Origin of the sequence: Thalassospira sp., from assembly GCF_040218635.1 — a bacterium.
Lineage (GTDB): Bacteria > Pseudomonadota > Alphaproteobacteria > Rhodospirillales > Thalassospiraceae > Thalassospira.
The window spans coordinates 1,026,326-1,038,338 of the sequence record NZ_JAVJRB010000012.1; the positions used below are offsets into that span (position 1 = coordinate 1,026,326).

The 12,013-nt window shown below is 53.7% G+C and carries 6 protein-coding genes; 3 read left to right on the forward strand and 3 right to left on the reverse strand.

The genetic code is table 11. From position 1 onward, the window contains the following. Positions 1-19 precede the first annotated feature (19 nt). Positions 20-904, forward strand: coding sequence for a MurR/RpiR family transcriptional regulator (locus RIC05_RS18740; protein WP_350043485.1), 885 nt, complete (start codon positions 20-22; stop codon positions 902-904). A gap of 57 nt (positions 905-961) precedes the next feature. Then, positions 962-1,912, forward strand: coding sequence for a sugar kinase (locus tag RIC05_RS18745; RefSeq protein ID WP_350046049.1), 951 nt, complete (start codon positions 962-964; stop codon positions 1,910-1,912). Here the strand turns inward: RIC05_RS18745 and RIC05_RS18750 are convergent. Further along, positions 1,909-6,348 (reverse strand): translocation/assembly module TamB domain-containing protein, encoded by a 4,440-nt coding sequence (locus tag RIC05_RS18750; protein WP_350046050.1) that lies wholly within the window; start codon positions 6,346-6,348, stop codon positions 1,909-1,911. The two genes, RIC05_RS18745 and RIC05_RS18750, sit on opposite strands and share 4 nt — an antisense overlap. Further along, positions 6,345-8,378: an autotransporter assembly complex protein TamA gene (locus RIC05_RS18755; RefSeq protein WP_350046051.1), complete on the reverse strand. Its 2,034-nt coding sequence runs from the start codon at positions 8,376-8,378 to the stop codon at positions 6,345-6,347. Before RIC05_RS18755 ends, RIC05_RS18750 begins: the two co-directional genes overlap by 4 nt. 305 nt (positions 8,379-8,683) lie before the next feature. On the opposite strand from RIC05_RS18755, the gene RIC05_RS18760 reads away from it, so the two are divergent. Further along, a complete protein-coding gene (locus RIC05_RS18760) occupies positions 8,684-10,654 on the forward strand; it encodes a GNAT family N-acetyltransferase (protein ID WP_350046052.1) in 1,971 nt (656 codons plus the stop codon). A gap of 42 nt (positions 10,655-10,696) precedes the next feature. Here the strand turns inward: RIC05_RS18760 and RIC05_RS18765 are convergent, their stop codons facing one another. Further along, positions 10,697-11,824: a peptidase C39 family protein gene (locus RIC05_RS18765; RefSeq protein ID WP_350041326.1), complete on the reverse strand. Its 1,128-nt coding sequence runs from the start codon at positions 11,822-11,824 to the stop codon at positions 10,697-10,699. Between the last annotated feature and the right edge of the window lie 189 nt (positions 11,825-12,013).

Below are 12,013 nucleotides of genomic sequence, written 5' to 3' on the forward strand. Positions count from 1 at the left end.
ACAGAACCGGATCAGATCGATGCAACCAACCGCCGATATCATCAGCTTACTGCGCAGCCAGTCGGGAAAATTCCCGAACCGCGAACAGCAGGTTGCTGACTATATCAGCGAGCATCTTGAAGAAGTCACCACCATCGCCCTGTCCGATCTTGCCCATAATGTCGGGGTGAGCGAACCGACCGTCATCCGGTTCTGCCGCACATTGGGCTGTGACGGATTTCGTGATTTTAAAATGCGTCTGGCGCAAAACCTTGCGGTCAGCATGCAGTATCTGACATCCGAAGATATTTCGGATGACACCACTGCCGCAGACGTTCTTTCAAATCACGTGCTGAGTGTGATCATTGATAACCTGCGCTTGCTGCGTGATCAGATTTCACCAGATCAGGTCGATCAGGCCGCCGACATTCTGGTTAAAGCCCGCCAGATTGCATTTTTTGGCGTCGGGGGTGGATCGACCACCGTCGCCTTTGATGCCGCCAACCGGTTTTTCCGCCTTGGCATTCCGGCCCAATCACAAAGTGATGGTTATTTGCAGCGCATGCTGGCCTCCACCCTTGGCCCGGATGATGTTGTTTTTGCCATCTCGACCAGTGGCCGCCCGACCGAATTGATCCATTCGGCCGCCATTGCCCGGCAATATGGCGCAAAGGTCATTTCCCTGACCAATCCCGACAGCCCGCTTGCCGCCGAAAGTGATCTGGTGATCGGGATCGAGATGCCCGAAAACCCCGATATCTATAAGCCAACCGCAACCCGTCACGCGTTTCTGGCAACGATTGACGTCATCGCAACCGCCGTTGCCCGGCGCATGCCAGATCAGGCCAAGGAAAAGCTGCGCCGCATCAGATCATCGCTTCTGATGTTCAACCCGCCAACGGGACGCCAACCGATTGGCGATTAACGCGTTTCTGCCATCCATTTACCCTGCCCGTCCGCATCCAAGATCAAAGGTTTCCAAATGCCGCAAATCGCGTTTATCGGTGAATGCATGCTTGAACTTTCCGGCGCGCTGCCGGGATCGGTTTTTGGCGCGGCAAAACTTGGATTTGCCGGTGATACGCTAAATGCGGCGACCTATATGGCCCGCACCAGCCGCTTGCTTGATCAAAATGCCAAAGACAATGCGGCCTATATCACCGCCCTTGGGGTCGATGCCTATAGCACCGCGATGATGGCCGCATGGCAATCAGACGGGATTGCGACCGATCTTGTGCAACAGATCGATGGTGCCCTGCCCGGTCTGTACACCATCCAAACCGACCATGCAGGCGAACGAAGCTTTTCCTATTGGCGCGATCAGGCCGCTGCCAAACAGGTTCTGGCCAACGGGCACGATGCCAAAATCAAATCTGCTTTTGACCGGTTTGACGGAATGTATCTGTCCGGGATCAGCCTTGCGATCCTGAGCGCTCATGACCGTTTGAAAATGATTGATCTGGTTGGTGAGTACGCCAAACAAGGCGGGAAAGTTTATTTCGACACCAATCACCGCCCGCGTCTTTGGCAAGATGATCAAACCGCGATTGCAGCCTATCAGGCGGTTGCCCCGCTTTGCGATACGATCCTTCCGACCCATGACGATGATGCCGCCCTTTTTGGTGACATCTCCGCAGAACATACCGGTCGCCGCTGGCTGGATTCCGGGGCCAAACAGGTCATTGTAAAATCCGGTGGCGATCCGACCTATTGGTGCGATCATGCCAACAATTCCGGCACCATAACCCCACCAATCATCAGTGACATTGTCGATACAACTTCGGCAGGTGATTCTTTTAACGGCGCATTTTTGGCGGCAAAGTCGCAGGGCAAAAGCACTGAAAATGCCATCACCATCGCCCAGAAAGTCGCCGGTCGGGTTATTTGCCGCCACGGGGCATTGGTCGATATCAGCGATCTTGTTCTGGATTAATAATCCAGTCGGTATTGAACGCCGGCCTTGCTGTCGATTTCGGTGGTCTCGCTGGTCACACTGATGCTCGGGGTGACTTCAATTTCGACTTCAACCCCGCTTGATCCCGGCGTTGCCCCGGCCTTGGTGCCAACATAAACCCCATCGGCAAGATACTTTCCAACCTTGACCTCCGGCCCGTCTTCACCCCCACCAACCTGCAGCACATCTGCCCCGATAAAGCGGCGCACACTGCCAACCACATCAAGGCCGGTACCCCCACCCGAAAGCTCGTTAAGCGCACTGGCAAGCTGCACGGCCTCAACCGCACTCAGGCTGCCTTGTGATTTCCCGAACAAAACCTGCGACAAAATTTCGTCTTCCGGCAAGGACGGGTTGGATGTCAGCACCAGTTCAGGATCGCTTGCCGGTCCCTGAAAACCGGCCGAAACTTCCAGATCATCCGTGGTGTAAACGCCTTTAATGTCCAACATCGGATCTGGCGGCGATCCACCGGCAAAGGTGATTTTGGAATCCTTGATCACAAAGGTTTTCCCGATGATATCCAATTGACCACGAAGCGCTGAAAGCTGCCCGACAATGATTGGCTCATCGGTAGTGCCCGTAATTTCCAACTCGCCACCCCATTCGGAATCCAGCCCCTTGCCGCGCACGAACAACCGTCCGGGCACATTGACCGTCACATCAAGGTTACCGGTAAACTGACTGCCTTCTTCTTCGGCCTCTTCGGCTTTTTTCTTTTCATCCGCAGTTGGCAGATTGGCGACTTCAATGGTTGGGACGGATTCCGGCAATGCCAATGTCAGATCGACCTCGCCCCGCTGCACAGTCACCGTACTTTTAATGTCCGCCGCATTCTGGTTGCCGGTCACAGTCGTATCGACATCCGCCCAGAACAAAAGCTCATCCTTGCGCGAAACGGCAACATTGTTCAGCTTGGCCGCCACGTCATAGGCAAGTTCGCCGCCGTCTTTGATCTCAAGATCGACCGATGCCGTTACCCGGCCATTGCCGCCATCCGTTGCTGTAATCCCCGGAATGGAAAGACCGTTTTGATCAAAATCCCCCTTCAAGGTCATCTGATCAAGGATGGTGCCATACACCAGATTTTCGTAATGACCGTCGGCAAGTGCAACATCGCCTTTCCATTCGATATCATCCAACGTTCCACCAACATCCAATGCAAGATTGATGTTGCCCGAAACAACGTGATCGGGCGCCGGAACATAGGGCCAGAATTCGGCAATTTCACCGTCAATTCTTACCTTGCCGGAAACAGGCGCGGTCAAATCCGGGCTAAATTCCTGCTGCAATACCGAAATCGGCAATGGCACAGTTCCGTCTGCCGAAAGAATTTTGGCATCCGAATTGCCAAGCGATGCGCTGCCGACCATGGAACCGTCGCCAAGGTCCAGATCAAGGACCATTTCAAACGGCTTGATCCCTTTGACGGCCTTGGCCGAAATCCCGGTGATCTGGCCTTTGACATTGGCTGTGGGTAATGAACCCTTGGTTTCACGCAAACTTGCACTCAGGTTCGCAATACCGCTCAGCCCGTCAAAACCGGCAATCCGCCCCCACGGGCCAAGATCAACATCACTAAGGGCCACATCCCCGGCAATCGATTTTTGGCCCGCTTCCTGATCAAGGGTCGCCACAAGTTGACCGCTGCCAATTTTAAGATCGGCGAGAACTCGCTGACGCCCATCTTCTGCCAAAACCACCTGCAACGGTTTTCGAAGTGCGATGGATTGATCGCCGATGGCGATATCAAACTTGTTGGCCATAACACTGATATCAGAACCAAGGGCAATCTCGGCCGCAAGATCGGTCTTTAACGGGACATTGCCCTGATAAACGCCATCACCTGTCAATGAAATGCCAAGCGCATCAAGTCCACCTTGAACATCAAGCGTTATGCCCTTGATTGCCAAGGCATCCGCAACAATATCCTGCCCGTCAAGCGTGGCTGAAATTTCCGGTGTGTCAAAGGCATTCCCGACGCTGGCAGCGATCTGCACGTCTTCGATCATGACCGGATTGGCATCGGTTTCACCGGCCATGCGCAACCCTTTGGCAAGGGCGCTTAACGTCACGGTCTGACGCGCACCATCGGGGGTAAAACCGACATCCGCCGTCACCGTGCCATTCGCCAACGGCACCCCGAAATCAGCCAGCATTTCCGCATCAAGATTGGTCAGTGCGATCTTGCCCCGAAGCGGCGGCTCATAATTCGGAAGGGCAATTTCACCCGCCAAATTCAAATGATCGCCGCGAAGAGTAATGCCTTCAACCTTCAACCCGTCCGATGGCAGGACAACATTCGCCGCCAGATCATAAGGCCGTCCGGATAAGCCAAACTGCACCTTATTGACCAAGGATAGAACCGATTGTTTCGACCATTCCATCTTTGTCGCAAGACGCACATCGTCAAAACTTTGCCCTCCGGCCTCAAGACTTGGCACACGCAAATCAATCTGCCCGGGTGGTTCGGCAATGTTCCCGTCAAGCAACACCGAAAGCGTACTTGGCGCAATCGAAACACCAATATCGGGCGGAACAACCCCTGAGGCGATATCAAAATCACCCTTTACCATCAGGCGTTCAAATTCATCGGTGATATCAACCTTGACCGGTCCTTTGACCATTGCGGCATCAACCGCGGCAAGATCAATCGCCAGATCAAGATTGGGCAGCAATGCGACCGTACCCGTAATCGTCGGAGCTGGCCCAACAATGCGATCCAGATCGGCAATGCCAAATCCGGCTTCGGTTGCTGAAATCGTAATATCCGTTTTGGCACCGGTATCTTCGGACCAAGACAGATTACCAAGCACCACCTGCCCCTGCCCGCGCAGATCAAGACCGGAAATGGGCGCAAAGATCGCAAGATCGGCAACATCGCCAACAAGCTTGGCATCGGAAACAGCAAACGCCTCATCAAGCTCCGCATTCCCACGAAGCGTCATTTCAGGTGCGTTCAACACCAGATCAGAAACGGAAATTTGCGAAAAATCTGACGCGATGACTGTCTTAAGCGAAAGTTCCTGCGCTTCACCCAAAAACGCTGCAAGATCACCATCATCCCAAACACTGCCCGTGGTCGACACATCAAGGGATGCTTGAATGTCGCTATCATCGCTGCTAGGTGCGGGCATGTTTGCGCTGACCAGAACGCTTGAAATGGATGAAACAGGCGTTTTGACATCCTTCGCATTGATCGCAACATCAAGACCGGGCATGGCAAGATCGCCCTTGGCGTCAATCGAAACGCCGAGCTGCCCCCACGTCACGGCATCTTCAATCAATGCCGAAAGGGCCGGATCAATATTTGCATCGACATCCGCCGCCAACTGGCTTTTTTCAAAATCAAGTGAAGCCGTCCCGGTTAAGTCCGCAGCCCCGGCCATCGCAACGGATAACCGATCAAAGGTCAGGCTTTGCTCTGCGTTGTTAAACGCCCCGGTAACGCCAAGATCGATTTTCTGACGCAATGCTTCGGGCAGCGTATCTGTGATCCGCTCAAACGTCTCAAGCCCGCCATCAAGCGAAAACCCGACTGTCTCCGATGACAATTGAACCCCGATATCACTGACAAGGGCCGCATATCCGTCCGCAGCAAGATCAAGCTTACCGTGCCAGTCATTTGCCGGGCCATCACCCGCCAAGCTTATTTTGATATCGGTGGCAACATTCGGACCAAGCCCGGCCAGGGTCATGACTATCCCGTCACGTCCCAACTCACCGTCAATTTTCGCTGAAAGACGCTGTGCCGGACCATCAAAATCAAGATCAACCGCCAGCCGGTCCGTCCCGCTATCACGGGGCTGTAAATCAAGAACCGCCGTTGCTGACAGGTTCTTGCCGACTGCCGCCTTACCGCTCAGCGTATAAAGGAAACTGTGGCCCGATGCGGGATCAACCACCGCGATGTCACCAAGTTCCAACGCATCAATCGAAACCGCCAAGGGCAAGGAAAACCCACCGCCTTCGTCAGTTTCTTCTTCTTCGGGTTCTTGCGAAACAGTTCCATCAGGCAGAATGATATTCGCACTGGCAAGGCCGATCTGGTTGATCTGCAAACGCCCGGAGAACAAGGCCAAGGGCGACCAATCAAACACCGCTTCGGTAAGGTCAAAATGGAACCCGTCACTGGCACGGTCCATCACCAAGTGATCCAATGTCAGCCCGGTCCAAAGGCTGCCTTCAACATCGCCAATTTCAAACTTGCTGTCTGTTGCAAGCGATACCGTTTCATTGATGAAAGGTGTTGCCAAACGAAGGATGGGCCCTGTGCCCGCCAGTCCGACCAAGCCCGCAGTCCCAAGCACAATGCCCGCGATCCCATAGGCACCATATCGCCCCCATTTTTTGATCAAACGGCGGCGTTTTGTTGGCTTGGCATTCTTCGCAGAAGGATGTTCAGTCTTCGTCAAAATGACTGCCCCAGACTGATATAGAATTGGTAATCGTCATCAACATTTTCACGTTTATCAAGCGGCACAGCAACATCAAAGCGCAGCGGCCCGACAGCGGTGTAATATCTAAAACCAAGGCCCGCCGCCCACAGAAGATCGATGTCTTCCGGCTCGCTTCGGGCATAGACATTTCCGCCTTCAACAAACGGGACAATCCCGAAGCTTTCCGTCACCCGGGCCCGGAATTCGAACCCGACTTCAAGTACAGACCGCCCACCGATTGGATCACCGTCATCGGCCAGCGGGCCAACTTTCTGGTATTCATAGCCACGGATCGATCCGCCGCCACCGGAATAGAACCGTTTGTTTGATGGTAAATCGCCGCGTTCTTCCCCAATGATTGTGCCCGTCCGGGCACGGGCGGCAACCACATAATCACCATCATCATCAATCGATAAATATTGCGATCCCGCAATCGAAACCGATGTGAAATTGGTGTCCTTATCGGTCAGCCCCATATAGGGCGAGACATTGATTTCAAAGCGCGTGCCTTCGGTCGGATCAAGCGGGTTGTCAGTGTTATCATGGCGTAAAATGCCACGCAAACCCGCCAGATAGAATTGCTCGTTCGGTGAATCTGATCCTGTCAGGTCGGAATATTCCGCCGTCACGCCAAGTGTCGTCGACCAGTTTTCGCCCAAGGGCCGCTCAACCCCGACAAAGCTGTCAACGGTTTCACCCTGATAGGCGTCGGTATCATTGTTTTTCGCATTCGCATCGGCAACAAGCGCCTGACGGCGGCTTAAGAATTGCGGTTTACGAAACTCGGCCGTCAGCCCCTGCTCAAACCCCGATGCCTCGGCCCCAAGCCGCAGTTTTTCACCCGCACCAAACAGATTGCGATGTTCCCAAAATGCATTCGCCCCCGGCCCGTCTGCGGTCGAAAAATCGACCCCGCCACCGATGGACCGCATTTTGCGTTCAACCACATTGAACTCAACGGGGATTTCACCGCTTTCGCCCACGGGCCCGACAACTTTGACAATCACGCTATCAAACAGATTGGTTTGCGCCAGATCGCGGCGCGTGGTCCGGACCTGTTCGGGGCTATAGCGTTCACCGGCTTCCCAACTACGGTATCCGGCGATAAAATCGGCATCGACTTCATCTGCCCCATTGACGGTCACGGCACCGAAATTTGCCTGCGGACCGGTTTCAAAGCCGTATTTGATCGATATGGTTTTTTGGGCGGTATCGGCCATGATCGTCCGCTTGGTCGCCTTGACCAACGGATATCCCTGTTCACGGATGATATCAACGCCGTACTGTTCGGCCAGAATGATCGGTTGTGCTGTTGCGCGCTGTCCGATCTGAAGACGGGTCTTTTCAAGTTCCGCATCCGTTGCCGACCGTTCAATCACCTTATCAGGATAGGTCACCACAAGATCAACCGACGAGATCAGATAAGGTGTGCCGACATCGATCATATAGGTCAAAACAACCGGGGTCGGGCCTTTGACCTCTGCACCGGGATCATTGGGGTCTTTCGGATCTTTGGAATCTGTCGCATCTGACGCATCTGACGCCATGACGGCATCATCCTGCTCCGCATCCGCATTGCTTTGATCGATGGCTTCGCCGGGCTGTTCTACTTGCTTCTCTTGAATGTCAAACGTGATTTGACCGTCATAGAACCCGCTGGATCGCAAGACCGCCTGAAACCGTTCGATATCGTCTTCGGCGCGGCGTTGCAGCCCGGCACGCGATGCGGTTGGCCGCGATTGTAAACGACGTGCGGTGCTTACCGCATCCAACGCTGCAATCAAGTCTTCTTCAAGCGGATCGATGCCGGTGATTTCCACCGTGTACGGGATTGTCGATTGCAGACCATCTTGCGCGACAACATCATCCGTCCCCGAACCGAAGCCAAGAATATTCAATCCTTCGTCCGATGAACACGCAGCCAGCATCGTTCCCGCCATCAAAAGCGGGACAAAAGCAGCGCGTCGTCCATATGACTGGAAGTTGCGAAGGATGTTATCTTTCAAAAACGTCGTATCCCTGTGATTCTTGACCTGATCAATGAATGCCGTTTTCTATCCTGAATGAAGGTCTTTTAAAACCCGTTGTCCTATATGGGACAGATAAGAACGAGATTATAACAATTTTCAAAGCAGTTATCTGAAAACACCTTATTTTTATTCTACCCACAGGTCGAACACCAGCGATGTCATGTCCCATGAAAAAATGGCATAGCTATGAACAATAAACGCGCTTGCGGCTTTTTCATATTGAGCGTACCGGAAGTTGAGCGCACCATGTTTGCCACATCCCATTGCAGGAGGTCCATCTCGTGACTTCGACCCTGACCAACACCGTCGTTATTCGCAATGCTGTTCGTGCCGACCTTAACGGGCTTTGCGCCCTTGAAACGGCCAATTTCCAAAGTGACGTGATATCACGTGCATCCTTCTCGCGGTTCTTGCGTCAGGCATCTGCACGTCTGTTGGTCGCCGATGCCGGGGATACTGATAAACCATCCATCGTTGGCTATGGGTTATTGTTGCTCCGCGCAAATACGGTCACCGCCCGGATTTATTCGCTGGCGATTACCCAGGATTGGCGGGGCAAGGGTCTTGGAACGCAGCTGTTGGCAGGGCTTGAAAATCTGGCGATGGAAGCCGGATGCCATCGCATGCGCCTTGAAGTCCGTACCAAGAACGACACCGCGCGCAATCTTTATGAACGCCACAGCTATCAGAAAATTGCCGATCTTCCGGGCTATTACGAAGATGGCGAAGACGGCATTCGTCTTGAACATGCGCTTTATGACAGCCAGACCGACATATCCCCTGCGGTTGCCACCGGCGCACCACTGATCCTGGTTGATCGCCTGTCTGATCAGCGGTTTTCTGTTTCTGGTGCCCGTGTCATGCGGGTGCGCGATTATCTTGCCCTTGATCATGGTGTACGAAACCGTCGCGTGATCAATCTGTGCCAGTCCTATGAATATCTCTCGCGCGGGTATTATTGCAGCCTTCTGGCTGCGGCACGTGCCGAACGTGTCATCCCCGAAGCAGACGTACTTTTGGATCTGAACTGGAAACGTCTGCAAAAATCATCACGATCCGAACTCAGCCCCCAGATTCTGGAAGCACTGGAGAAATCCGGCCACACCGCAGATCAGGCACCGGATCATATCGATGTCTATTTCGGCCGCACCACGGATAAACGGTTCCGCAAGATTGCCGAACGCGCATTCGATCAGTTCCGCTGCCCGATTTTGCGCCTGCATCTTAACCGGCAGGACCGCAAGATTTTGCGCGAAATCGAAGCCCCGTCGCTTGGTCAGCTTGATGACAGTAATCTGGTCGATTTCGAAGCTGCCTTGCGGGCCTATTTGCGCGGTCGTGTGCGCAAACAGGGCAACGTCACCCCGCCGACCGCACTGGTCGCGATCCTGCATGACCCGAACGATCCATTGCCGCCATCAGATGCCGAAGCATTGGCCAATTTTGTGCAGGCCGCCGCCGATCTTGGTGCCAAGGCCGAACTGATCACGGCCAAGGATTTCCACCATCTTTCGGAATTTGATGCGCTTCTGATCCGCGAAACCACCGCCCTTGATCACCATACCTATCGCTTTGCCAAGCGCGCGGTAAAGGAAGGCATTCCCGTCATTGACGATCCGGATTCAATGTTGCGCTGTACCAACAAGGTCTATCTGGCGGAATTGCTGCGCACCCATCGTATTCCGGCACCCAGAAGTGCGATCTTCGATAAACGCCGCATTTCTGAAATCGCCAAACAGTTCAGTTTCCCGTCGGTTCTGAAGGTTCCGGACGGATGCTTTTCGCGCGGTGTGCGTAAAGTAAAATCGCCTGACCATCTCGCCGAAGTTGCCGGTGAAATGTTCAAAAACTCCGAACTTCTGGTCATTCAGGAATATGTCGAAACGACATTTGACTGGCGGATCGGTGTCCTTGGCGGCGAGGCGATTTTTGCCAGCCGCTATTTCATGGCGCCTGGTCACTGGCAGATCGTCAAACATGAAGACGATGGCAAAAGCTTTGAAGAAGGCGGTTTTGAAACCGTTGCCGTCGAAGATGCCCCGCAGGATATCGTTGCCACCGCCCTTGCATCCGCCCGCTTGATGGGCGACGGGCTTTATGGTGTCGATGTCAAAGAAACACCGCACGGCCCGATGGTGATTGAAGTCAACGACAACCCCAATATCGATGCCGGGGTTGAAGACGTTGTGCTGGGGATGGAGCTTTATCGACGGATCATCGCCCACCTTCTGGGCAAGATCGCACGCCCTTAACAACGCGACGTCGTCAGAGAACACCAAACAAAAGGTCGGGGTTTACCCGGCCTTTTTGTCAATAAACACGGCAGCTTGCAGCTTGTCACGCCCATATCGCGCCATCAGATCGAACTCATGGCGCAGGATCGGAACCGATACACAATCGCTGCCATTAAACGGTTCGTGGTCTTCGCCAATATCGGGATCGCTGACATAGACAAACCGGTCATCAAATCCCGACACCACCACCCAATGGGGGATTTTATCGCCGTAAATCCGGTACTGACTGATCAGGACCAGCGATATTTTACCGGCCCTGGCCCGTTCTTCAATCTCGGCAATACCGAACGCCCCCGTGGTGATCGGAATACCAGCGTCTTGTGCCTGCCGTGCGAAATCGTAATGCACCAGTTCGACCACTTCGCGGTTCTTTGGTTTGCGCACCGTATCAACAAATAACGGCCCGTCGCGGCTGCTGAAGACTTCAACGTCAAAGCCGCGTTTATATGCTGCCAATGCCAAGCCCAACGGGCCACAGCCACCATGACCTGATGTCATAAAAACGGTGGTCGCCTCACGCCACAACGAAACTTCCAGATTACGGTCCATCTCAAGACCGGGATCAAGCGCATTCATCGCCATCATCAAAGCTGCTGGCCCACAGGTAAAAGGAAGCGTTTGATGATAAAAATGAATGGGCGAAGGTCGGCTCATGGCATGAGGAACCAAGACACGCTCCATCCGAAGGGCGTCGGAATGATCCGGGTAATAGTCGGGATAAAGCGCGAAATCCTTGTAATCGGCCTTGCGAAACAGGCTAATCGCGGCTGCGTTTTTCTGACTGACTTCAAGCCGTAAGATCGGCGCGCCAAAATCAAGGCTGCATTCTTCTGCCTGCGCAAGAAGAGCGCGTCCAATACCCTGCCCCCATCGCGCCGGGATCACGGCCAATGAATAAAGCCGTGCCAAGGCAACATTTCGCCGGAAAATCACCAATGCATAGCCAAGAATATTGTCGCCTTCACAGGCAACAATCAGGCGTGCGGTCTCGCTGCTGACAAAACGTTTGAACGCGCGACGGTTCAGTCGATCAATGTCAAAGGACTGGTTTTCGATCTCACAAAGCGCATCAATATCGTCGCCTTGTGCCAATCGAAATTCAATATTGGCGTTTTCACGCGTCTTCACTATCACACCTGTATCAGACGATCATGCCTAGGGCCCAGACTCATTCACATAATCACCCCGGTCACCCGGATTTGTGCGGATACGCGAAGCAAAACCGCAGGAAGATATACATCTTTCAAGGTTTTGCGACAAAGTAGCCCGTGCAAATCCGGGAGATCCGAAGGACAACTGATATAAGAGAAAACTCTG

Bases quoted from the DNA above. Each gene is read 5' to 3' on its own strand.
- RIC05_RS18740 (WP_350043485.1), top strand. From the start codon at position 20: ATGCAACCAACCGCCGATATCATCAGCTTACTGCGCAGCCAGTCGGGA.
- RIC05_RS18745 (WP_350046049.1), top strand. From the start codon at position 962: ATGCCGCAAATCGCGTTTATCGGTGAATGCATGCTTGAACTTTCCGGC.